The organism is Maricaulis sp. (assembly GCF_039978735.1).
Classification (GTDB): Bacteria; Pseudomonadota; Alphaproteobacteria; order Caulobacterales; family Maricaulaceae; genus Maricaulis.
The window spans coordinates 1-23,828 of sequence record NZ_JBDWAS010000051.1; the positions used below are offsets into that span (position 1 = coordinate 1).

General features: G+C 66.7%; 18 protein-coding genes. 9 read left to right on the forward strand and 9 right to left on the reverse strand.

Features of this window, described 5'->3' with window-relative positions; all coding sequences use genetic code 11:
* The first annotated feature begins 577 nt into the window (after nucleotides 1-577).
* Nucleotides 578-1,357, forward strand: a complete 780-nt coding sequence (locus ABJO18_RS15010; RefSeq protein ID WP_348506770.1) for an SDR family oxidoreductase — start codon at nucleotides 578-580, stop codon at nucleotides 1,355-1,357.
* A gap of 14 nt (nucleotides 1,358-1,371) precedes the next feature.
* Here the strand turns inward: ABJO18_RS15010 and ABJO18_RS15015 are convergent, their stop codons facing one another.
* The 3 genes from ABJO18_RS15015 to ABJO18_RS15025 form a co-directional block, all read right to left on the reverse strand.
* Entirely contained in the window at nucleotides 1,372-2,058 is a 687-nt protein-coding gene (locus ABJO18_RS15015; protein ID WP_348506768.1) for a DUF4336 domain-containing protein, read from the reverse strand.
* A gap of 191 nt (nucleotides 2,059-2,249) precedes the next feature.
* Nucleotides 2,250-4,982 carry a pitrilysin family protein gene (locus tag ABJO18_RS15020; RefSeq protein WP_348506766.1) on the reverse strand — a complete coding sequence of 911 codons (2,733 nt, stop codon included), beginning with the start codon at nucleotides 4,980-4,982 and terminating at the stop codon, nucleotides 2,250-2,252.
* Nucleotides 4,983-5,101: 119 nt separating this feature from the next.
* On the reverse strand, nucleotides 5,102-5,710 hold the full coding sequence (locus ABJO18_RS15025; RefSeq protein WP_348506765.1) for a CGNR zinc finger domain-containing protein: 609 nt from the start codon (nucleotides 5,708-5,710) through the stop codon (nucleotides 5,102-5,104).
* 134 nt (nucleotides 5,711-5,844) lie between these two features.
* Here ABJO18_RS15025 and ABJO18_RS15030 point away from each other — a divergent pair, with 134 nt between their 5' ends.
* Complete coding sequence (locus tag ABJO18_RS15030; protein ID WP_348506763.1) at nucleotides 5,845-6,498, forward strand: glutathione S-transferase family protein; 654 nt, start codon at nucleotides 5,845-5,847, stop codon at nucleotides 6,496-6,498.
* Here the strand turns inward: ABJO18_RS15030 and ABJO18_RS15035 are convergent, their stop codons facing one another.
* The gene (locus tag ABJO18_RS15035) at nucleotides 6,499-6,873 is read right to left on the reverse strand and encodes a hypothetical protein (RefSeq protein WP_348515988.1); all 375 of its coding nucleotides are present in this window, start codon (nucleotides 6,871-6,873) and stop codon (nucleotides 6,499-6,501) included.
* 75 nt (nucleotides 6,874-6,948) lie between these two features.
* On the reverse strand, nucleotides 6,949-7,293 hold the full coding sequence (locus tag ABJO18_RS15040; protein ID WP_348508950.1) for a helix-turn-helix transcriptional regulator: 345 nt from the start codon (nucleotides 7,291-7,293) through the stop codon (nucleotides 6,949-6,951).
* A gap of 67 nt (nucleotides 7,294-7,360) precedes the next feature.
* On the opposite strand from ABJO18_RS15040, the gene ABJO18_RS15045 reads away from it, so the two are divergent.
* Entirely contained in the window at nucleotides 7,361-8,767 is a 1,407-nt protein-coding gene (locus ABJO18_RS15045) for an alginate export family protein (protein ID WP_348508949.1), read from the forward strand.
* Here the strand turns inward: ABJO18_RS15045 and ABJO18_RS15050 are convergent.
* Nucleotides 8,764-9,096 carry a zinc ribbon domain-containing protein YjdM gene (locus ABJO18_RS15050; protein WP_348508948.1) on the reverse strand — a complete coding sequence of 111 codons (333 nt, stop codon included), beginning with the start codon at nucleotides 9,094-9,096 and terminating at the stop codon, nucleotides 8,764-8,766. The two genes, ABJO18_RS15045 and ABJO18_RS15050, sit on opposite strands and share 4 nt — an antisense overlap.
* A 66-nt stretch (nucleotides 9,097-9,162) precedes the next feature.
* Nucleotides 9,163-10,392 carry an MFS transporter gene (locus tag ABJO18_RS15055; RefSeq protein ID WP_348508947.1) on the reverse strand — a complete coding sequence of 410 codons (1,230 nt, stop codon included), beginning with the start codon at nucleotides 10,390-10,392 and terminating at the stop codon, nucleotides 9,163-9,165.
* A 165-nt stretch (nucleotides 10,393-10,557) separates the two neighbouring features.
* On the opposite strand from ABJO18_RS15055, the gene ABJO18_RS15060 reads away from it, so the two are divergent.
* The gene (locus tag ABJO18_RS15060) at nucleotides 10,558-11,481 is read left to right on the forward strand and encodes a LysR substrate-binding domain-containing protein (RefSeq protein WP_348515989.1); all 924 of its coding nucleotides are present in this window, start codon (nucleotides 10,558-10,560) and stop codon (nucleotides 11,479-11,481) included.
* Here the strand turns inward: ABJO18_RS15060 and ABJO18_RS15065 are convergent.
* A complete protein-coding gene (locus tag ABJO18_RS15065; RefSeq protein WP_348508797.1) occupies nucleotides 11,456-11,767 on the reverse strand; it encodes a hypothetical protein in 312 nt (103 codons plus the stop codon). The genes ABJO18_RS15060 and ABJO18_RS15065 overlap by 26 nt on opposite strands.
* Nucleotides 11,768-11,934: 167 nt before the next feature.
* Here ABJO18_RS15065 and ABJO18_RS15070 point away from each other — a divergent pair, with 167 nt between their 5' ends.
* The 3 genes from ABJO18_RS15070 to ABJO18_RS15080 are packed head-to-tail and all read left to right on the forward strand — an operon-like array spanning nucleotide 11,935 to nucleotide 15,328.
* Nucleotides 11,935-13,419 (forward strand): efflux RND transporter periplasmic adaptor subunit, encoded by a 1,485-nt coding sequence (locus tag ABJO18_RS15070; RefSeq protein WP_348508798.1) that lies wholly within the window; start codon nucleotides 11,935-11,937, stop codon nucleotides 13,417-13,419.
* On the forward strand, nucleotides 13,416-14,096 hold the full coding sequence (locus tag ABJO18_RS15075) for an ABC transporter ATP-binding protein (protein ID WP_348508799.1): 681 nt from the start codon (nucleotides 13,416-13,418) through the stop codon (nucleotides 14,094-14,096). The genes ABJO18_RS15070 and ABJO18_RS15075 overlap by 4 nt, the downstream gene beginning before the upstream one ends.
* A complete protein-coding gene (locus ABJO18_RS15080; protein ID WP_271186927.1) occupies nucleotides 14,093-15,328 on the forward strand; it encodes an ABC transporter permease in 1,236 nt (411 codons plus the stop codon). The genes ABJO18_RS15075 and ABJO18_RS15080 overlap by 4 nt, the downstream gene beginning before the upstream one ends.
* Before the next feature lie 6 nt (nucleotides 15,329-15,334).
* Here the strand turns inward: ABJO18_RS15080 and ABJO18_RS15085 are convergent, their stop codons facing one another.
* Nucleotides 15,335-18,805, reverse strand: a complete 3,471-nt coding sequence (locus tag ABJO18_RS15085; RefSeq protein WP_348508800.1) for a PAS domain S-box protein — start codon at nucleotides 18,803-18,805, stop codon at nucleotides 15,335-15,337.
* A gap of 223 nt (nucleotides 18,806-19,028) precedes the next feature.
* Here ABJO18_RS15085 and ABJO18_RS15090 point away from each other — a divergent pair, with 223 nt between their 5' ends.
* A complete protein-coding gene (locus ABJO18_RS15090; protein WP_348508801.1) occupies nucleotides 19,029-20,879 on the forward strand; it encodes a dipeptide ABC transporter ATP-binding protein in 1,851 nt (616 codons plus the stop codon).
* Nucleotides 20,880-20,971: 92 nt separating this feature from the next.
* Nucleotides 20,972-23,827: an insulinase family protein gene (locus ABJO18_RS15095; protein ID WP_348515990.1), complete on the forward strand. Its 2,856-nt coding sequence runs from the start codon at nucleotides 20,972-20,974 to the stop codon at nucleotides 23,825-23,827.
* The last annotated feature ends 1 nt before the right edge of the window (nucleotide 23,828 follow it).

Sequence of the window (23,828 nt, forward strand, 5' to 3'; positions counted from 1 at the left end):
CGCCCTCATCACCCGCCTCGCCATGAGCCTCCTGCAGCGCATCGACGACCCCAAAACATCCATACGAAGACGCATGAAACGTTGCGCCTGGGAAAACGACTACCTCCTCAACGCCATCGCCCATATGCGATAGCCCTGCCCCCACCGGGGAGAGGGCAGGGTGAGGGGCGGCCGCGGAGCGGCCATTTGAAGACTCTTTGCGGCGCTGGCGCGCGCCCCTCATCCGCCGCTTCGCGGCACCTTCTCCCCGGTGGGGGAGAAGGGGTGATCTTGTGCGTTTCTCCGACCCGCTCCATTTCCCCGGCACGCTCCGTTTCCGCCAACCCGCTCCATTTCCCCAACCCACGCCGTTTCCCCCGGCCTTGTGCCGGGGTCCGGCTGAGGTGAGAGCGGGGCACAGGGCGGCGTCCGGCAGGCCCCGGAACAAGTCCGGGGAAAGCAGAGCTCTCTGTCTTCGCCGTACGCACCTCCCCACAGGTGGGGAGGAAAGTGCTGTCTTCCATACCGCCCCCTCGACACGGGGCCCGCACCCGGCTAACCCTTCCTGCAACACAATAATCCAACGCGGGAGGTCCCCATGCTCGATACTCTGTTTTCCCTTGAAGGGCGCACGGCGCTGATTACCGGCGGGTCGCGCGGGATCGGGGAGATGATTGCCGAGGGCTATGTGCGGGCCGGGGCGAAAGTCTATATCTCCTCGCGCAAGGCGCCGGACTGCCTGGCGACGGCGGAGCGGCTGTCGGAACTGGGCACGTGTATCGCCCTGCCGGCCGATGTGTCGGGCGCCGATGGCGCGCAGGCGCTGGCCAAACAGTATCTCGAGCATGAGGACGCGCTGGACATCCTGGTCAATAATGCCGGTGCCGCCTGGGGTGCGCCTTTCGAGGAGTTTCCCGAGAGCGGCTGGGACAAGGTGATGGATCTCAACGTGAAATCCCCCTTCTTCCTGACCCAGGCCCTGTTCGGCGCGCTGAAGGCCAACGCCTCGCCGGAACGCCCCTCCAAGGTGATCAATATCGCCTCGATCGACGGGCTGTCGGTCAACATGATGGAGACCTATTCCTACGCCGCCTCCAAGTCCGGCCTGATCCATCTGACCAAGCGCATGGCGCTGGAACTGGTGAAGTCGAACGTCGTGGTGACGGCGATCGCGCCGGGCGCCTTTGCCTCCTCGATGAACAAGGCGGCGCGCGATCATGCCGATCTCGTCTCCAACTATGTGCCGTCCGGCCGGATCGGTACGCCGGAGGACATGGCGGGCGCGGCGATCTTCCTGGCTTCGCGGGCAGGCGATTATGTCGTCGGCTCGACCCTGATCGTCGATGGCGGCGTCGCCCATACCCGCGGCGGCTCGTAGGGGCCTAACTCAGCTCAGAGCCAGGCAAACGCCCGGCGGATGAGGCCGGCGGCGTCTTCGGTGACGGGGGCGCCGTGGGCCATCACCAGCCGCTCGGCGGGCCAGGCCAGAAGGCGGTCGCGCGCGGCGCGGGCCGCCTTGCGGTTTGTGAAGGCGAGGCGGAATTTGCGCGGCATGGCGGGCTCTGGCCCGGTCATCCGGTCCCATTTCGCGATCAGCTTGCGCCAGCCGGAAAACCAGTCATCGGGCAGGTGCTGGATCAGATCCGTCACGATCACCGTGCCGCTGGGCCGGTGGAAGAACACCGTCTCCGTGGTGATCGCATTGCCGCGCATGACCACCTGGTCGAGCGTGCCGGCCCAGGCCGGGTCGGGCGCGTCGCCGAGTATCGCATCGAAGCGGATATCGGGCCGGGCGGTGTCGAGACCGGGGGCGGCGTGCAGCTGCGCCTGCGGCCAGGCGGCGGCCCAGTCCGGAATGAAGAGATGATGCAGCGAATTGGGGCCGACGATGTGTTCCACCGGGCCGAGCGCATCCACCGCGTCACGCAAATCCTCAGTCAGTGCGACGGGTGACCAGACGAACAGGCCGCCGGCTTCCAGGCGGATGATCGCCATGCGCGTGGGAAAGTGAAAGCCGCCCGCACCCGTCACCGTCGGGCCGCTGGCAATCCAGATATCGTCCGCAAAACTCTCGATCACGACGCGCCACTCCGCACCGCTTCTCAGACAGGAAGCATCGTGCCGGAGCCTAGGCGTGTGTCCCGGTGCGGGCAACGGCGCCGGGCCGGTTGGGGCGCAAAAAGAATGGGCGCAAAAAGAAACGGGCGCCGGAGAGGTCTCCGGCGCCCGGTCCTGTTTCGCCTGCGGCCTTGCGGCCGGCGGGCCGGGCCTTACTGGCCCAGCTGGCGGATCTCGATTTCACCCATGTCGAGGGCGCGGATGCTTTCCTCGATCTGGGCGGCATCGCCCACGATCAGCCAGACCAGCTGTTCGGGGTGAACCACTTCCTGAGCGGCGGCCCGGACCTCTTCGAGGTCGAGCGAGCGGTAGCGCTCGGTCAGGCCGGCCGGATAATCCCAGTCGCGGCCGTAATTCTGGCTCGAGACGAGGCTGCCGCGGACGGCGGCGGCGGTCTCGAACTGACCGGGCAGGGAGCGGGTGGAGTTGTTGATCGAGCGCTCCAGCTCCTCGGCCGTGGCCGGGTTGGTGGAGGTGAACTCGTTGAACTCCCGCAGCAGTTCGGCAAGGCTGTCCGCAGTGCGGTCGGTCTGGACCGGCGCATAGACGATCCACGGACGTTGTCCGCGGGCGCCCCAGAGCAGGGTCTGGGCACCGTAGGACCAGCCCTTGTCTTCGCGCAGGTTCATGTTGACGCGCGCCGAGAAGGAGCCGCCGATGGCGTCATTCATCGCGGAATAGACTTCCGGATTCTCCACCGTGCCTTCCGGACCGATCAGACCGGCCAGGATGAGCGATTGCGGCGAGTTCGGACGGTCCACGATGATCACGCGGGCACTGTCCGCATTCTCCGCGCGGGCCATGTTCTTCTGCGGCAGCGGGGTGCTCGGCGCATCCCAGCGGCGGAAGGCACGCTCCAGCATCGGCGTGATCTCGTCCAGCGTCGTGTCGCCGACGATGAACAGCGTGGCATTGTCCGGACGCATCCAGGTGCTGTGGTGCGCGACGAGATCGTCACGGGTGAAGCCCGTCACATTCTCCATCGTGCCCGAACCCGTGAACGGCACCGAATAGGCATGGCCTTCGCCATACATTTCCGGCGGCAGCATGCGCAGGGCGATGGCGATCGGATTGGCCATTTCCTGGCGGATGCCGTTCAGCGTCTGCTCGCGGATCCGCTCGATATCGTCATCGGCGAAGGTCGGATCGGTGATCACGGTCGCCATCAGATCGAGCGAGTCACGCAGGTTGGAGCGCAGGGCCGAAAGCGTCACCGTGGACTGGTCGAGACCGGCACCGGTGGACAGGTTGGCACCCAGGCGTTCGGCCTCGGCGGCAATCTCCAGCGCGTCCATGCGGCCGGCACCTTCGTCCAGCATGTTCATGGTGAAGCTGGCCAGACCCGTCTGGCCGCCTTCGACACTGTCGGCGGCATAGCCGGCGTCGAACACCATCTGCATTTCCACGACCGGAACGGCGTCGCGGCGCACGAAGACGATATCCATGCCGTTGGACAGTTCCGCCGTCTCGACAGCGGGCCAGACCAGTTCCGGCGTTTCCGTGACCGACGGCAGGGCCGAACGGTCGGCGTCGGTGGCGACGCTCTGGAATTCGCCGAAGGGCAGGACGGTGATCTCGTGATAGCCGGTGGACAGCCACTCGTTTGCCGTGGCGGTGATGGCATCGGCGCTGGCCGTGTTCAGACGGTCCAGCAGGGTGCGCCAGAACGCCGGATCGCCGGCATAGAGCTGGCCTTCGGCAAGCGTGACGGCCTTGCCGCCGAACCCGCCGATCTGTTCCAGACCGCGAATGGTGGAGGCGTTGATGCGCGTGCGCGCAGCGGCCAGCTCGTCATCGGTCGGGCCTTCGGCCAGAAGTTCGGCGACGATCTCGTCGATACGGGCCGAAGCCGCTTCGGGGTCCTCGCCCGGGTTGAGGGTCACCTCGATGTGGAACTGGCTGGCGAGCTGGTGTTCCTCGACATAGGCCACGGCGCGGGTTGCGACCTGGCGGTCGAAGACGAAGTCGCGATAGAGGCGCGAGGTGCGGCCGCCGCCCAGGACGGTGGCGAACAGTTCCAGCTGGGCGCGTTCCTCGGTGATGCGGCCCGGCACGACCCAGGTGCGGTAGATGCGCGCCTGCGGCACGTCATCATACATCGTCTCGGTCGTGTCGCGCTCGCGCTCCGGGATCCACTGGTCCATGCGGGTGACCGGCGGGCCGACCGGCGCGTCGCCGAAATAGCGCTGCACCAGCGGGCGGGCCTCTTCGGCGTCAATGTCGCCGGCGAGCACCAGAACCGCGTTGGAGGCGCCGTAATACTGGCGGAACCAGTCCTGCACATCTTCCAGCGAGGCGGCATCGAGGTCTTCCATCGAGCCGATCGTGGAGTGGGCGTACGGGTGGCCTTCCGGGAAGAGGGCGCGCAGCTGGGAGTATTCCACCATGCCGTAAGGCTGGTTGTCGCCCTGGCGCTTCTCGTTCTGCACAACGCCGCGCTGCTCGTCGAGGCGTTCCTGGTCGATGGCGCCCAGGAGGTGGGTCATCCGGTCGGATTCCATCCACAGCGCCATTTCCAGGGCCGGCGTCGGCACGGTCTGGAAATAGTTGGTGCGGTCGAACCAGGTCGTGCCGTTCATGCCGGTCGCGCCGACCTGTTCGAACGGACCGAAATAATCGTCATTGTAATTTTCCGACCCGTTGAACATCAGGTGTTCGAACAGGTGGGCGAAGCCCGTGCGGCCGGCCGGTTCGTCGGCCGAGCCGACGCCATACCAGATGGAGACGGCAACGATCGGCGCCTTGCGGTCCTCGTGGACAACGACCGTCAGGCCGTTCTCCAGTTCGAAGCTTTCGTAAGGAATGTCGATCTCGGGCGTCTGGGCATTCGCCAGACCGCCAAGCGAGACGGCCGCAGCGAGCGCAGCCGTGAGTAGTCGTTTCATGGTGTACCCCTAACCTGTGATGCAGGATTTATGGTCGCAAAGTGCAACGCCGGACACCACCCGGTTAAGTAAAATTCCCGTAATGTTGGGGTGAGGGCGCCATCGGAGGCCGCCTGGCGCTAGCTCGAAGGCTGTTTCCGGGCCGCATGGCGGCGGGCTTTCGAGACATTGCCGCAGGTCGCCATGTCGCACCAGCGGCGGCGCCCGGCCTTGGAGGTGTCGAGGAAGAGCCAGCCGCAGCGCTCGCCATCGCACTGCTTCAGCCGCGCCGCATTGTCCTCGCCCAGCAGCGCCACCGCATCCATCACGATGGGCGCAAGAAAACGGGTCGCCGCATCCGCGCCGGACCAGTCCGGCTGCGTCTGGCCGCCGGCGCCTGTGGTGAGGACGGCCTGCCCGGCCATCGCGCGATAGTGCGTGGCGAGGCGGTCGAGCGCCTGCGGGGCAGGCTGTCCGTCGTGCATGCGGGTGGTCAGGGCGGCATAGATCGCTTCGCGCAGATCATGGGCGGTTGCGTGGAAGCGCTCCCAGGCGCCGGTATCGGCCAGAGACGCGTCCAGGGCTGCGGCATCGCCCTCGTGCCATGCGCCCGATGCCGTCATCCAGCGCACGGCGTCCGCCGGTTCGGCCAGCGCGTCGACAAAGCGTGTCTCGCGGCCGTCCGCCGTGTTGCAGAAGTCGATGCACAGGCGCCCGCCGATGAAGTGGTCCGGCCCGAAATCCGTCACGGCAGGACCCGGCTAACCGGTAAAATGCATTTTACAAGTTGACTCATCGATAACCTCCAAACTAGTTTTTACCAGTTAGCCGCTTTCGCCGCCAGACCGGAGACAGCGCGACCGGTGAAGGGAGACGGGATCGGATGATGAAACTCTATGCACGCGCAGGCTGGGGATCGGTGATCGCCGAGGCGCAGCTGGCCTGGTACGGGCTGGCGCACACGCTCGAGCCGGTCGGCGACCTGTTTGCCGATGACAGCGCGCGCGACGCGCTGGAAGGCATCAACCCGCTGGCCCAGATCCCGATCCTGGTGCTCGATGATGGCACGGTGATGACCGAGAGCGCGGCGATCACGCTGCACCTGGCAGACCTGGCCGCCGACACCTCGCTCGTGCCCGGCCCGGACGCACACGAACGGGCGGACTTTCTCAATGCGCTCGTCTTCCTGGTCGCCAATGTCTACCCGACCTACACCTATGGCGATGTGCCGGCGCGTTTCGTGCCGGCGCCGGAGGGCCAGGCCGGCTTCCGCGAGACGGTCGATGCCTATGGCAAGCGGCTCTACCGCATTCTCGAACAGCAGGCCTCCAGCAGCCGCGCGGCCGGACCCTGGTTCCTGGGCGGGCGGCTGACCGCGGTCGATATCTATCTCGGCGCGATGACGTTCTGGCGTCCCGGTCGCGACTGGTTCAACGCCGAAACCCCGCGCCTCGCCGCGATCGGCCGGGCGGTGCGGGCCCATGACCGCTTCGGTGATGTCTGGACCCGCAATTTCCCGGACGAGATGGCCGGCTGATTATCCCGCCGGGGTCAGGTCGAACGTGCCGTTTGTCTCGCCATTGATCGTTACCGAGCATTCCTCGGGGGCGATGCCCGGCTCGAACGGGCAGGCGAACTGTCCTGCTTCCATGATGCGGATGTGCAGGTCGCGGTTCTCCGGAACGCTGTAGGTGCACTGGCCCGACAGCGCGTCGCTCGCGCGGACAGTCTCGAAACTGCCGGACCGGCGCGCCCGTTCCTGCCGGCTGATCTCACCATCCGCGGTCTGGAACGTGCAGTCCAGCGTGCCGGAACCGATGATGCGGATGCTGACATCCGACGGTTCGATACCTGTCTGGACCGCGGCGGCGAGCGTTGCCGCCAGAATGCCGTTCAGTGTTGCAATGCCCATGATGACCTCCCGGTTGTGTGTCCGAGGAGTATGGTCCTGTCAGTCGAATGATTCAATAGTTCATGTACTATTGAATCAACAGGCGCGCTCCATCCCGGGCGACAGGGCTTCGCACACTTCGGGATGGCCCTGGCAGCAGTCGGAAACCAGATAGCCGATCGTGGCGGCGATCGTGTCGAGGTCGACGGCATAGATGCGGGACCGGCCTGACGGTCGCATGACGATCAGCCCGCCCTGCCGCAGCACGTTGAGATGCGAGGACAGATTGTTTTTCGCCACCCCGACGCGCGCAGCCAGTTCGCCGGCCGGCATGCCGTCGGGGCCTGCTGCGATCAGCGTGCGGAAGACGCGCAGCCGGGTCGGATGGCCGAGTGCGGAGAGGCGGGCGGCGGCTTCGTCATCGGCCGGGTTGTCATTCATTTCAATAGTCATTGAACAATTGAACCGTATCGTATAGGCGGGGCGGGCATCGTTTCGGAGACCTATCATGCATGCGCCGCGCTGCCATGGCCAATCGCGCCTTCTGCGTTCTGCCTCTTTCGCTGCCGCCCTTGTGTCGGCCACGATCGTCGGCGCCGGCGCACCGGCCCAGGACGCGCCGCCGTCGCGCCTGTCGGTATCGGGGGAAACGCGCCTGCGCTACGAAACGCTGGACGGCCAGTTCCGCGCCGGCGGTTCCGGCGGCGACCAGGCGCTGTTCATGCGCAATCTTCTGCTCGCCGAATACGAGATGCAGCCTGTCACTTTCGGTCTGGAACTGCAGGACAGCCGCGCCTGGCTGGATGACAGCGGCACGCCGCTGAGCACGAGCTACGTCAACCCGGGGGACGTGCTGCAGCTCTACGCCCGCGCCGATCTGCCCTCGCTTCTCGGCGCGGACGGATCGGCAACACTGACGGTGGGCCGCCAGACGGTGAGCGTCGGCTCGAAACGGCAGATCGAGCGCATCAGCTATGCCAATGTGATCAAGAGCTATACCGGTTTTCACTACCGTGCGGACAATGCTCGCGGCGACGAACTGCACCTGGTTGCGGTGGTCCCGGTCTCCCGCCGGCCCGGTAACCGGGCCGAGATCGCGGACAACCGCATGTCCGGCGATGAGGAGGAATGGAACCGGCGCATCTGGGCCGTCCACTACCGGCGCAAGGATGTGGCGCCGGCACTCGCCGACGGTCTGACCGGCGAGGTCTTCGTCTACGGGCTGACGGAGCGCGATACTGCCGGTACGCCCACGCCGAACCGGCAGTATGTGACCTCCGGCGTGCGGGCCTATCGTGCGCCCCAGGCCGGCCGCTGGGATGCCGATGTGGAAGGCGCCTGGCGTCTGGGCCGCCGCCGCGCCAGCCGGGCGGCCACCGACACGGAAAACCTGGATGTCAGCGCCACCATGCTGTTTGTCGCCGTCGGATACACATTCGACCTGCCCTGGCAGCCCCGGCTGGCGGCGGAATACTACTGGGCAAGCGGCGACGAGAATCCCGAAGACGGGCGGTTCGACCAGTATGAGCGGCTGTTCGGTTCGCGGCGCACGGATCTGAACAATACCAGCCTGCACGGACCGCTGACCCCGGCCAATCTCAGCGCGCCGGGCCTGCGTCTGGAAGTCGTGCCCGGGCCGCGCTGGGATGCGCGTATCGCCTGGTCGGCGGCAGCGCTGGCCAGTGCGACCGACAGCTGGGTCATTGCCGGACTGCGCGACCCGTCCGGCCAGTCCGGCCGCTTTCTCGGACACGCGATCGACGGGCGCGCCCGCTACCGGCCCGGCCCTGAAGGCCTGGAGTTCGAGATCGGCGCGTCGGCTTTCCTGGCCGGGGAGTTTCCCGACAATGTCCCCGGCGGGCCGGGCACGGACACCACGCTGCTCGGCTATGGGCAGGTGACGCTGAGCTTCTAGACCTTCTTCACGAACTCGCTTTTCAGGCCCATCTGGCCGACGCCGTCGATGCGGCAGTCGATATCGTGATCGCCTTCGACGAGGCGGATATTCTTCACCTTGGTGCCGACCTTCACGACCTGGGATGTGCCCTTGATCTTGAGGTCCTTGATCACGGTGACCGTGTCGCCGTCGGCCAGCTCGGTGCCGTTGGCATCGCGCCAGACCGGGCCGCTTGATGCTGCCGTACCGGCCGTCCATTCATGGGCGCATTCGGGGCAGACGAGCAGCGCGCCGTCCTCATAGGTGTAGGCCGAGCCGCATTCGGGACAGGGCGGGAGCTCGCTCATGACAGGTTTCCTTCAGGCCGGGCGGTTGAACCGCAGATACGCCCGCCGGCGCAGCTTGTCGATCTGTCAGGTGCTTTGACTGTCCGGCAGCGCCGCCGGGTCCGGTTGCGCCAGGCAGATCCGGCGCAGAAGAAGGCCGGCCGCAAGGGCGACACCGGCAATGGCGGCGAGCAGCCAGAGCACGGCTTCCGGCGGCAGGCGGGTGATCGCGAAGGCGCCGGCAACCGGCGAGACCGCCTGGACCAGCATGATCGGCCGCGCGATCTGGCCGGTTACGACAGGTTGGCGCACAGGGCCGAACAGGACGAGCGGCAGCGTGCCGCGGGCGATGGAGAGCACGCCGATCCCCGCGCCATAGACGATCACGGCCAGCATCCGGACAGCGGGCGCGTCGATCGTGAGCAGGCCCAGCCCGGTGATGATCGCGCCGATCGCCAGGATCACCGTCATGGCCGGGTGCAGCCGCTGGCCCAGCGTCATTTCGACCGCGCGGCCGGCGACCTGGGCCGGGCCGATAAAGGCACCGAGCGCCACTGCGGCGGTCAGTCCGACATCCATGCGCGCCAGCAGGTTGACGAGATGGACGGCGATGATCGACGCCACCAGGACTTCCGCGATGAAGAGGATCGCCGACAGGGTGCGGGCCGGTTCCAGCGTGTGCACGGTGCGGGCAACGGGATGGGGACGCGCCTTGCGGTCCGGGTCTGCCGGTGCGGCCTCGGCCAGGCCTGCGGGTGCTGCGAAAAAGAACAGCGGCAGGCAGATCGCGATCTGGGCTGCTGCATAGACCAGGCAGGTGACGCGCCAGCCCGCCGCCTCCACCAGCACGCCGCTGAGCGTCCAGAACACGGTGCCGGCAAACCCGCCCCACAGGGCGACGGTCGAGATCAGGTGCCGGGCCTTGTGGCCATGCGCACGGCCCAGCGTGCTGAAGACCGCGTCATAGAGGCTGCACGCCATGCCCAGGCCGACGAGGCTCCAGCCGATCAGATAGATGGCGTAGTGCCAGGCCAGTCCGATGGTTGCCAGACCGGCGGCCAGCAGCAGCGATCCCGTCATCAGCACCCGGCGGCCGCCCTCGCGGGCGATCAGGCGTCCGACATGCGGTGCGACCAGGGCGGAGGTGACAATCCCGGCCGACATGCCGCCGGATACCCAGGCCAGCGGCCAGCCCATCGCATTGCCGATCGGCGCCGCCAGCACTGTCAGCAGGTAGAGGGTCGAGCCGAAGCCGACGATCTGGGTCACGCCCAGCAGGCAGGCCTGAAGCAGCGGGGAAGCGGCGATCCGGGGCATGGCGTCTCCTTGGCGTCACGGCGCCGGAGCATCGCCACCCGGGCGGTGGAAACAAGCGATACTATTTCCTTTTGATGTGAGTTTAGATCACATATTGATCCTGTGAGCAGAGGCAGGGCGCCGTTTGTCCGATCCTGACTCACATAGCTGACAGTCTGGAAGCCAATGAACAAACGCCGGGAATTACCGCCATTCAGTGCGCTGCGCGCCTTCGAGGCCTTTGCCCGGCACGGCCGCATGTTGCGCGCTGCCGAGGAATTGTGTGTCACCCATGGCGCGGTGAGCCGGCAGGTCCGCGCGCTGCAGGACTGGCTCGGAACATCGCTGGTCGAGGGACCAAGGACAGATCTCCGCCTGACCCCGGCCGGCCGCCAGCTCGCTGACGTGCTGGACCGGGCGTTCGACGATATCCAGGCCGGCTTGCCGCGCCCTCCGCGAGCGGCCCAGTCGGTCCTGCGTGTCTCCTGTCTGGGCACTTTCGCCATGCGCTGGCTGATCCCGCGCCTGCCGCGCTTTTATCGCGATCACCCGCAGATCGCGGTGGAAGTCAGCGAGTCCTATGCGCCGGTGGACTTCCGCACCGGCAGCTATGACGCGGCGATCCGCATGCAGACCGCGGCCCGTGTTGCCGGACCGGAGGTCACCGCTTTCCTGCCGGACTATCAGGGCCCGGTCGTCGCACCGTCCGTGTGGGCAGAGCACGCGGAAGGCGCGGGGCTGGACGGGCTGACCCGTCTTCACACGCGCACCTATCCGGACGGCTGGGCGGAGTGGGAGGCACGCACCGGCAGGCCGCCATCGGACGGCAAAGCCGGGACCGTCTTCGACCACACCTTCTACATGCTTGCGGCGGCCTCGGCCGGGCTGGGCGTCGCGATCGGCGGCTGGAGCCTGGTGCAGGACGATCTGGCCGACGGCCAGCTGGTCGCGCCGCTGGGGCTGGTCGATACCGGGCTGGCCTATGTCTATGTTCGGCCTCCGGGGCAGCCAAACACTGCCGCGCAGGCCTTCGCAGACTGGCTGGTCGGGGAAGGGCGCCGGTGCGCCGGGCCTCCGCCCGCGCTTAGAGCCCCCGCACGGCCTGGATGATGTTGAGGATCACGGCAGCGTTGAACAGCAGGCCCAGCACGGTCATCACGGCGGCAAAGGCTGCGACGCCGGCCAGCATGAGCGCGCGCAGCGGGATCATCATCACGGCACGGGCGCGCTCCGGACCGGCATAGCGCGGCCGGCTGAGGCGTTCGGTGAGGTCGGTGAAACCGCCGCGCCAGAGATTGACGGTGATGAAAATCCACACCACGACAGCAACCAGCGGCGCGAGGCGCAAGGCCAGCGGCATGCCCGGGACGGACAGCAGGAACTCGATTTCCTCCACGCGCGGCGCCTTCCGCTGAACTCGATACCTCCCGTCATAGCCTTTCCCCCGGCCGTGAGCTACATGCGATGACCTGCATCTGCCGCGACGGATTATCCGTCGTGCTGCGTTGCACCGTCCGCAGGGGTGGCGGGGCCGCAAGGGCCGGATCTTGAAGGGGATACGGAATGCTCGACAACAGGCGTTGGATTGCCGGGGCGATTGCACTTGTCGTCATCGCCGGCGGCGGCTGGTGGATGTTCGGCCGCGGCGAAGGCGGCAGCGGTGAGGTGACCATCGAGACCGAGGCTGCGGCCCCGGCCGATGTGCGCCGTATCGTGGCGGCGTCCGGAGCGGTCAGCGCGCTGGTGACGGTCGAGGTCGGCTCGCAATTGTCCGGCCAGATCGCCGAACTGCATGTCGATTTCAACGATGAGGTCGAGGAAGGCCAGGTCATCGCCCGGCTCGATCCGCAGACCTATGAGACCCGTGTTACCGAAGCCGAGGCCGCGCGTGCGACAGCGGCGGCGAGCCTGCAATTGCAGCGCGCCTCGCTGGCCCGCGCCCAGGCGACGCTGCGCGAGGCCCAGCTGGAATTCGACCGCATGGCAACGCTGCGCGAGCGCGGCACGGTGGCCCAGACCTCGCTCGACACCGCCCAGACCGCGCTCGACGCGGCCCAGGCCGATGTCGAGGTGGCGCGCGCCCAGATCGCCAATGCCCAGGCCGTGCTGGCCCAGCGCGATGCCTCGCTGGCCAGTGCCCGGATCGATCTCGAGCGCACGACGATCCGTGCGCCGATCAACGGCATCGTCGTCGACCGTGCCGTCGATGTCGGCCAGACCGTCGCGGCAAGCATGACGGCGCCCGTGCTGTTCACCATCGCCCAGGATCTGGGCCAGGTGCAGATCGACGCCCAGATCGACGAGGCCGATATCGGCCAGATCCGCGCCGGCCAGCCGGTGCGCTTCACGGTGGATGCGCACCCGGACACCGAGATGGAGGGCGTGGTCGACCAGATCCGCCTGGCACCGGAAACCCTGAACAATGTCGTCACCTACACGGTGGTCGTGCTGGCCGCGAACCCGGACGAGCTGCTGCTGCCGGGCATGACGGCAAACATGGATATCATCACGGGCGAGCGGACTGGTGTGCTCACCGTGTCCAATGCCGCCCTGCGCTTCCGGCCCTCACCGGCGCTGGAAGGACGGACCCAACCGCTGGCCGAGGGCGGCGGTGGCCCGCAAGGCGGCGGCCGGGGCGGCCCCGGCGGGCCGGGCGGCGGCAATGATCCCATGGCGCGGCTCAGCGAGGCGGTCGGTCTCGATGCCGCCCAGCAGGACCAGATCCGCGGTATTTTCCGCGCCGCCATGGGACGGGCGATGAGCCAGGCCCAGGCCGGCGGCGAGTTCGATCGCGAAGCCCTGCAGGCCGAGATCGATCGCGAGATCCGCCCGCTGCTCAACGAAGACCAGCTGGAACGCTACCGCGCCTTCCAGCGCCAGATGCGCGAGACCCGCTCGGCAACGGTCTGGGTCGAGGAGGCGGACGGCACGCTGGTCGAGCGGCCGATCCGTGTCGGCATTTCCGACAGCCAGAAAAGCGAAGTGGTCGGCGGCCGCCTGGAAGCCGGCGAGGCCGTCGTGACCCGCGCCCGCGAGGTGCGCGAATGAGCGCACTGATCGCCTGCCGCGACCTTGTCCGCGTCTACACGATGGGTGACCAGACCGTGCGGGCGCTGGACGGGGTCAGTGTCGATATCGAGGCCGGCGAATATGTTGCGGTCACCGGGGCTTCGGGGTCCGGCAAGTCGACCTTCATGAACATGCTGGGCGCGCTGGACCGGCCGGACTCCGGCTCGCTGCACATTGCGGGCGAGGATCTTCTCGCGCTGGACGCCGACCGGCTCGCGGCCTTCCGCAACCGCACGATCGGCTTTGTTTTCCAGCAGTTCAATCTGCTCTCGCGTACCTCGGCGCTGGAAAATGCCGCCCTGCCGCTGGTCTATGCCGGCGTGCCGGCCCCGGAACGGCGCAAGCGGGCGATGGCGCGGCTGGAACAGGTGGGGCTGGGCGATCGCTCGGACCACCAGCCCAACCAGCTGTCCGGCGGCCAGCAGCAGCGCGTGGCGATTGCGCGCGGTCTCGTCAACGACCCGAAAATCCTGCTGGCCGACGAGCCCACGGGCGCCCTCGACTCGCGGACCTCGGACGACATCATGGCGATCTTCGACCAGCTCAATCGCGAGGGGATCACCATTATTGTTGTGACCCACGAACAGGAAGTCGCCGATCATGCGCGGCGCCAGATCGTGTTCCGGGACGGCCGGATCGTGGAGGACCGTCAATGAACCTCGCTGCCTCCCTGCGCATCGCCCTGATCGCGCTCCGCGTGAACGCCCTGCGCAGTGCGCTCGCCATGCTGGGCGTCGTGATCGGCGTCGCCTCGGTCATCGTGCTGGTCTCGATCAGCGAAGGCACCAAACAGGCCGTCGAGGAGCAGATCGCCAGTTTTGGCGCCAACCTGCTGATCATCCGCCCCGGCTCCAGCATGTTCGGCGGCCGGCGCGGCGGGGCCGGTACGGCCGATCCGCTGACCGATGGCGATGTGGAAGCCCTGCGCACCCAGATTGCCGGTGTCGCGGGCGCCTCCGGCGAAGTGACGACCTCGTCGGCTGTGGTGTTCGGCGGCGCCAACTGGACGACCCGCATTGTCGGCATCAATCCCGACTACCTTTCGGCCCGCGGCTGGGAGATCGATCAGGGCCGCAGCTTCTCGGCCGCCGAGGAAGCGGCCGGCCGGCGCTATGCCATTGTCGGCCAGACCATCATTTCCGAACTGTTCGACGGGGCCAGTCCGATCGGCCAGTCGCTGCGCATCGGCGGCCAGCCTTTCGAGGTGATCGGCACCGTGATGGAACGCGGGGACAATAATTGGGGCCAGGACCAGGATGATGTGATCTTCGCGCCGCTCAACACGATCCGCCAGCGCTTCGGCGCGGGTGTGCGTGTCACCCAGCGCGACGGCGTGCAGACGGTGTTCGTCGATATCGCTCCGGGCGAGAACAATGCGCGCGTCATCGAGGATATCCAGGATCTGCTGCGGATCCGGCGGGATATCCAGCCCGGTGCGGAAGACAATTTCTTCGTCGGCAATCTGGCCGAGTTCATCCGCGCCCAGAACGAGACCGAGAGCCAGCTGGGCCTGCTGCTCGCCGTGGGGGCGGGGATCGTGCTGCTGGTCGGCGGTATCGGCATCATGAACATCATGCTGGTCTCGGTGACCGAACGCACGCGCGAGATCGGCCTGCGCCTGGCGGTCGGAGCGCGACGGCGCGATGTGCGCAACCAGTTCCTGATCGAGAGCATCGTTCTGTGCCTGATCGGCGGCCTGGCCGGACTCGTGGTCGGTGTCGGCGGCACACTCGTCTATGCCGAGGTCGGCGAGCTGGAGATTGCCATCAACCCGCTGATCGTTGCGATTGCCATCGGTGCCTCGGCGCTGGTCGGGGTTTTCTTCGGCTTCTATCCGGCACACCGGGCCTCACGGCTCGATCCGATCGAGGCGCTGCGGTTCGAGTAGCGCGCGCTATTTGGCGGCGTTATCGAGACTGGCTGTTTCCTGCTCCGGTGCCGGCACGGACCGGTCGGCGGGCAGGGTAAAATAGAAGGTCGCGCCGCTGCCCGGTGCGCTCTTCACCCAGATCTCGCCGCCATGACGTTCCACGGCCTGGCGCACCATGGCCAGCCCGATCCCGGTGCCCGGATAGGCTTCGTGCGAGTGCAGGCGCTGGAAGGGTGCGAAGATCTTTTCGGCAAACTTGATGTCGAGACCGATGCCGTTATCGCTGACGGCGACGATCCAGCGATCACCGTCCCGGCGCGCGCTGATATCGACTTCCGGCGTGGCAAAGCTGCGGTATTTCAGGGCGTTGCCGATCAGGTTCTGGAATATCTGCGTCAGGATCGCGGGATCCGCGCGCACGGTCGGCATGTCGCCGACCTCGATACGGGCCTGGTTCTCCGACACCGAGGCGTCGAGATTTTCCAGGGCCTGCGCCACGGGGCCGGCCAGGTCGACGGGCTGGTATTCGAACGGCTGGCTGGCGAGGCGGGAATAGGTCAGAAGGTCGTCGATCAGGCGCTGCATCCGGTGCGCGGCATCGACCAGGAATTCCAGATTGCGGCGCCCGTCCTCGTCGAGGCGCTCGCCATAGCGGCGGCGGACCAGGCTGGAAAAGGCGGCGATCTTGCGCAGCGGTTCCTGCAGGTCGTGCGAGGCGACCGTGGCAAACTGGTCGAGCTCGCGGTTGGAGCGTTCCAGAAGCAGATTGGCCTCGCGCAGCGCCGTCACATCGGTCAGCGTGGCATAGCTGCGCAGCGGCTGGCCCTCGCCGCCGCGTTCCAGGAAGGACGAGAGCAGCACGTCGATCGCGCTGCCGTCGGACCGCAGGAAGCGGTAGGGAATGTTGGTGTTGGACCCTGTGCGGAAAAGGTCGGGCAGGTTGGTCTCCACGGCCCGTTTGCGCGACTCGGCATCCAGGAAGTCGATCGACTTGCGGCCGATCACGTCTTCCCGGCGATAGCCCAGATGGGCGAGCCAGTAATCGCTGACCTCGACGATATAGCCGTTGCCGTCGATCGTGTGCATCATCGCCGGCGTGGCGCGGAAGATGCGTTCGAACCGCGTCTGGCGTTCTGCGAGTTCCGCCTCGGCCCGGTGCGCCGCATCGATATTCCAGATCACGCCGCTGATAGCGCGCGGTATGCCGTCCGCATCGCGTTCGACGACACTGCCGGTCGAGCGGTACCAGATCCAGTCGCCATTGCGGTCGCGCACGCGGTGCTCGGCATCGACCGGACCGTGCTTCGGATCCCGGAAGGCCTGGCGCGCCATGTCGACCGCCGGAAGATCGTCCGGGTGCAGCCGGGAGAACCAGTCCTCCAGAGCGATCGTGGTTTCGGTTTCATCGGCGATGAGCTCGGCGACGACAGTGCCCTGCAGCGTGACGGTCTGGCTCTCCGACTCGATACGCCATAGCCCCACCGATGCCGCATCCACCGCTTCGGCGAGTTGCTGTTCGCGCTGGCTGAGCCGGCGCTCGGTGCGCACGCGTTCGGAAATGTCGGTGATGAAACCGTCGGCGACGCGCGGTGCGCCGCTTTCGTCATGCCGGGAGACGCGACCGCGGATGTGGATGTGGATCCAGCCGTCCGCCTCGGACCGGTAGCGCACGACCGTGTCGATGGAGGTGGTTTTGCCGCCCGCCATCGCGTCGACGAAATGCCGGGCATCGTCCACATCATCGGGGTGAATCCGGGCGGCCCAGTCGTCATAGCTGATGCGGGCGTCGCGCGGGGGCAGGCCCATCATTTCGGAGATGATCCCGGTGACCTCGCCGACCCGTGTCTGGAGGTCGAAATGCCAGGCGCCTTCGCGCGCACCGGCGAGCGCCTCGCGCAGGCGTGCCTCGCTCTGGTCGAGCTCGTCGCGCAGGCGTCGCTCCTCGGTGATGTTGATCGCTGTGCCGGCGATGCGGGCCGGACTGCCCTCGGCCGTCCAGTCGACGATCTGTCCGCCAGCCCGCAGCCAGAGCAGCTCGCCGTCGTGGCCGCGCATCCGGAATTCCCAGGTCCTTGAGCCCGGCGGTCCGGACGGTGACTGCCGGCGAACCTGCAACAGGCGGTGGTAGCGTTTGCGGCCGTCCTCCAGATCGTCTTCCGCAATGGCGTCGGCCCAGCGCCGCGCCGGCACCGCCTCGTCGCTGCCGCTCAGGCCCAGAAGACTCGCCAGCAGGCCGGAGGCTCTCAGCGTTCCGGCCTCGATATCCAGGCTCCAGGCCCCCTCGTTTGCCGAATCGACCGCTTCGCGCAGCATGCGTTCATTGTCGGCGAGCCGGGATTGCAGGGCCTTGCGTTCATTGATGTCGGTCAGAATGCCGGCTGCAAGGCGCCCGCCGGCCTCCTCGCTGAGGCGCCGGCCGCGCGAGCGCAGCCAGGTCCAGCTGTCGGTGCGGGCATCGCGCAGCTGGTATTCTACATCCATCCGGTCGGATTCGCCGGCCGCCAGCGCATCGATCTGGGCGGTTACACTGTCGCGCTGATCGGTATGGATCCGGTCGAGCCAGTCGGCGGTATCGATCTGCGTCCGGCCGGGCTCGAGGCCGAGCATGTCGCGAATGGGGCCGATCAGCGTGACGTGCCGCGTCTCGGTATCCAGCTCCCAGACTCCGCAGGAGCCGGCATCGATGGCGTTTGCCAGCTGGCGCTCGCGCACGGCCAGCTGTTCCTCCAGCGACTGGCGTTCGGTGACGTCGGCGATCACGCCGGACAGCCGCAACGGGGATCCGTCGCGCGCAAACTCGGATACCCGGCCGCGCATTTCCAGCCAGCGGGTCTCGCCATCCGCCCGTTCGGCGCGGAAGGCGACATGCAGGGCCTCGCCCGGTGCGCGGGACAGCCGGCCGATCGCGCCGGCGACCGTGTCGCGCATGTCGGCGGCGATCACATCCAGCAGGCGCTCCAGCCGGATCGTGGCATCGGAGGTCTGGATGCCGAGAAATTCATTGATGAAGCCGCGCGACGAGCCGAGACCGGTCGCAAGATTGAGGGAGAAGGCGCCCTCATTGGCCGAGGCCAGGGCGGCGCGAAGCTGGATGTCGCTGGCCTCCAGCCGCGCCTGGAGCGAACGTTCCGCGGAGATGTCGCGGATGATCAGCAACGTGCCCAGTGCCGGACCGTCTTCGGGGCCGGTGACAAGGCTGGCAACGGTCTCGCCGTCCAGGACGCGGCCGCCGCGGGCACGGTAGCGTGCGGTGAATTCCCGTGTCTTGCGTTCTGCGCCCAGTCCGAAGCCGGTTTCCGCCAGCGTATCGAAATCACGGGGTGAGGCGAACAGAACGTCGCCGCGCTGGCCGGTCAGGCTGGCTTCGGTCTGTCCGAAAAGACGCGTGGCGGCGGGGTTGGCGCTGTCGACCCGGCCCCTTGCGTCGAGCATGATGACGGCGACTGGCGCAGCGCTGTAGAGCGCGCGCAGCATTTCCGCAGCGTTCGCAGTCATCCTGTCATCCGGTCAGATCTTCGTCCCAAATGCCCGATCGTGCCATGCATCGGTCTCAGTTTGCATCAATCGCGTGTATCATGGGAAGGGTTTCCGTTGCGGGCGCCGGAAAGCAGCAATTCCGCCGCAGGATCGCTGCGTTCGACAATGATGCGGGTACTGGTCAAGGCGATTTCCGTCGATATGCTCCCCCGTTTCGAGCGTGTGTTTGAGGAGTTGTGCTTTGTCCGACACAGGAGGCATCCGCAAGGATACTGCGCCCATACTGCAGGTTTCCGACCTGACGGTGGCCTTCGATACGCCGGATGGTACTGTGAATGCGGTCAAGGGCGTGTCGCTGAAGATCGATCCCGGCGAGTGCCTGGCGGTGGTCGGCGAGTCGGGGTCGGGCAAGAGCCAGACCTTCCTCGCCGCGATGGGATTGCTGGCCTCGAATGGCCAGGCCGCGGGCTCGATCAAGTATCGCGACAAGGAAATCCTCGGCCTGCGGCCGCACCAGCTCAACAGTGTGCGCGGCCGTCACATGACGATGATCTTCCAGGATCCGCTGACCTCGCTCACGCCGCACATGCGCATCGGCGCCCAGATGCAGGAAGTGCTGGGCATTCACATGAAGATGAATGGCGCCGACGCCGAAAGGCGCGCGCTGGAATGGCTCGACCGGGTGCGCATCCCTGAGGCCGCGCGCCGCCTGAAACAATATCCGCACGAACTCTCGGGCGGCATGCGCCAGCGCGTCATGATCGCGATGTCGATGCTGTGCGAGCCGGACCTGCTGATCTGCGACGAACCGACCACGGCGCTCGATGTGACGGTCCAGGCCGAAGTTCTGGACATCATGGACGAGCTGAAGCGCGATACCGGTGCGGCGCTGGCCCTGATCACCCACGATATGGGTGTGGTGGCGCGCATGGCCGACCGCGTCCAGGTGATGAAGGACGGCGTCTATGTCGAGGAAGGCACGGCGGAAGAGATTTTCGACGCGCCGCAGAATGCCTATACGCGCATGCTGCTCGATGCGATGCCGCGCCTCGACCAGCCGGACCGGCCCGGTCACACACCGTTGGCGCCGGTCGCCGCCGGGGCCGATGCGGAACCGCTGCTGTCGGTCGCCGACGTCAAGGTACAGTTCCCGATCCGCGTCTCCGGCGGGCTGCAGCCGCAATACAAGACGCTGCGTGCCGTCGACGGTATCAGCTTCGATCTGAAACCCGGCGAGACGCTGGGTGTGGTGGGCGAATCCGGTTGCGGCAAGTCCACCCTCGCGCGCGCTGTCCTGCGCCTCGTCCCGTCGGCGGACGGTACGGTGTCCTGGATCGGCCGCGACCTGCTCGGCCTCAAGAAGAACGATATGCGCAAGGCGCGCGAAGACCTGCAGATCGTCTTCCAGGACCCGCTCGCCTCGCTCGATCCGCGCATGACCATCGGTGCCTCGATCGAGGAACCCATGCTCATCTTCCGCAAGTCGATGAAGAAGAAGGCCCGGACCGAAGCCGTGCGCGAGATGATGAAGCGCGTCGGGCTCGATCCGAACATGATCAACCGCTATCCGCACGAATTGTCCGGCGGCCAGAACCAGCGCGTCGGTATCGCGCGGGCGATGATCCTGAAGCCCAAACTGGTGATCTGCGACGAGGCGGTGTCCGCGCTCGACGTGTCGATCCAGGCCCAGATCGTCGAACTGCTGATCAAGCTGCAGCAGGAAATGGACCTGTCGATGATCTTCATCTCGCACGACCTGTCCGTCGTCCGCGAGATCTCGCACCGCGTGATGGTGCTGTATCTGGGCCGCGTGGTGGAAATGGCCGATCGCGACCAGATCTACGAGGATGCGCGCCACCCCTATACCCAGGCGCTGATTTCCGCCGTGCCGGTGCCCGATCCGAAGGTCGAGAAGAACAAGGTCCGCATCAAGCTGGATGGCGAACTGCCTTCGCCGATGGATACCCGGGCCCAGTTGCGCTTCATGAAGTCGAAGCTGGTCGACGATCCGGATGCGGAGCAATATCGCCCCGAGCTGGTCGAAGTCGTGCCGGGCCACTGGGTTGCCGAACACGATCCCGTCGAGGCGTGATCTGCATCACGCGACTGCACTCTGACAGGGCTTTCACTCGACTTGCGGCTGCAGATCGCTAGGCTCGGCCCCCTGCAAACAGGGGGAGCCTCATGTCGGAAGGTCCAGTGTCCGGAGTATTCAAGCGCGTATCGCTGATCGCGATGGCCGCATTTCTTGTGGCCTGCCAGCCGTCTGCCGAGACGCCGCAGGAACAGGACTATACCTGGGTCCACGAGGTCTCCGACCTGCCGGCCGATCCGGATGTACGCTACGGCCAGCTCGACAACGGGCTGCGCTATGCCATCCGCCAGAACGACACGCCGCCGAATGTTGCTTCCGTCCGTCTGGTCTTCAATGTCGGCTCGCTCGCGGAAGCGGAGGACCAGCGCGGTCTGGCCCACTTCATCGAGCACATGGCCTTCAACGGCTCCACCGAAGTGCCCGAGGGCGAGATGGTGCCGCTGCTCGAGCGACACGGCCTGCAATTCGGTCCCGATACCAATGCCTTCACCGGCTATGAGACGGTCGGCTATCAGCTCGACATTCCCGAGGTGGACGAGGAAACGGTGGATACGGCGCTCTTCCTGATGCGCCAGACCGCGAGTGAACTCCTGATGGACAGTGAGGCGATCGATCGCGAGCGCGGCGTCATCCTGTCCGAGGAGCGTTTCCGCAACACGCCGATCCGCCGCTGGAACACGGCGCTGTGGCGCTTCCGCCTGCCCGATTCGCTGGTGCCCGACCGCGATGCCATCGGCACGGTCGATGTGATCGAGACTGCTCAGCGCGAGCGCTTTGTTGATTATTACGAGAATTACTACGTGCCGCAGCGCGGCATGCTGGTCGTTGTCGGCGATGTCGATCCGGACACGATCGAGGCCAAGATCCGCGATGAGTTCGCCGACTGGCAGTCCATCGAGGACCCGCGCGGCGATCCGGATGTCGGATCCGTCACCGAGGAGCGCCCGTTGTCGGTGGGCTATTTCCACGATCCGGAAATCTACACCATCTTCACGGTCGATGCCGTACGCCCTCATGAGGACGAGCTGGACACCACCCAGGCCCGTTTCGAGAACAATCTGGCCAATCTGGGCGATGCCATCCTGTCGCGCCGCTTTGCGACGCTGACCAGTTCCGGTACCTCGCCGCTGATCCAGGCCTCGGCCAATCACGGTTCCGATTTCGAGATTGCCGACCGGGCCACGGTGCTGGCCATCATGCGTCCGGACCAGTGGCAGGACGGTATTGCGGTGGTCGAGCAGGAGCTGCGGCGTGCCGTCGAGCATGGTTTCACCGAGGCCGAGCTCGCCGAGCAGATCGCCAATATGAGCACCGCCCTGCGCGATGCGGCTGACCAGGCCGGCACGCGCACCAGCGCCAATCTCGCCGACCAGACCTGGTCGATGTGGCGCCAGGACCAGGTGCTCACCACGCCGGCCTCCATGCTGGAGCGGTTCGAGGCGTCGCTGGACGATGTCACCGTCGAGGCTGTCAATGCGGCCTTCCGCGAGCAGTGGGAGGGTGTGGAGCCGCTCCTCTATCTGGCTTCGCCGATGGAGCTGGAAAATCCGGAAGATGAAATCCGGCAGGTCTGGACGGAAAGCCGCGAGCAGCCCGTCGAGGCTCCCGAAGACAGCGGCGCAACCGAGTTTGCCTATGGCGATTTCGGTCCGGCCGGCGAGGTGGTCTCGCGCGAGGAGATCGAGGATCTCGGCCTGGTGCGCTTCCGGTTCGAGAATGGCGTCGCCGTGACCTTCAAGCAGACCGATTTCGAGGACGGCTCGATCCGGGTGCGTCTGGACTTCGGCCGCGGCGAGCTTGAGCCGCGGGCGCTGGACGGTGTCGACATCATTTCCGGTTCGGTCTTCACCTCGGCCGGTCTGGGCGAGCACAGTGAGGACGAGCTTGGCCGTGTCCTGGCCGGCCGCAATATCGGCTACGGCTTCGGCGTGGGCGATGACAGCTTCTCCTTCCAGGCCACGACGACGCCGTCGGACCTGCGGGTGCAGTTCGATCTTCTCACCGCCTTCCTGACAGATCCGGGCTGGCGCCAGGAAGGTCTGGACCAGTTCCGCGCCGTCATCCCGGAAATCCGCCGTAATCTCTATTCCTCGCCGTCCGGCGTGCTGCAGGCGGATGTCACGCGGATGATCCGGGGCGGCGATCCGCGCTATGGCCTGCCCGACCCCGAGCAGGTTGCTGCCATCGACATGGCCGCCGTCCAGGCCTTCCTGGAGCCGGCCCTGGACGAGGCGCCGATCGAGGTGACCGTGGTCGGCGATGTGTCCGAGGCGGATCTCGTCGCGGCGCTGGCCCCGACGCTCGGTGCGCTGCCGCAACGGGCGGCGAGCTGGCCGGACTATGACGAGGCCCGCACCATCCGCTTCCCGGACCCGGTAGAAGAGCCTGTCGTGCTGTATCACAACGGTCCGGACTACCAGGCGATGGCGAATGTCTACTGGCCGACCTTCGACGACAGCGATCCGCGCCGCACGCGGGCCCTGTCGCTGCTGCGGGCCGTGTTCGATCTCAAGCTGACCGAGCGTCTGCGCGAGCAGGAGGGCTTCACCTATTCGGCCTTCAACAACACCAACACGTCCGACGTCTATCCCGATTACGGCTATCTCTATGTCGGTGCCGATGTCCGCGTCGAGAATGTCGATGCGACCTATGCCGCGATCGAGGAGCTGGCGGCCGATCTTGCCGCGGGCGAGATCACCGAGGACGAAGTGTTGCGGGCCCGCCGGCCGCTGCTTGAGCAGATCGAGAATGCGTTCGAGAACAATGGCGCCTGGATGAGCTGGCTGGCACAGTCTTGGTCGCATCCCGACCGGCTGGAGCGGATCCGTGCCCTGACCGCCGACTATGAGAGCATCACGCGTGAGGATCTCGTGGCGCTCGCCGAGACCTATCTGCAACCGCAGGACAGCTGGCGCGTTACTATCCTGCCGCGTGACGGCGAGTGAG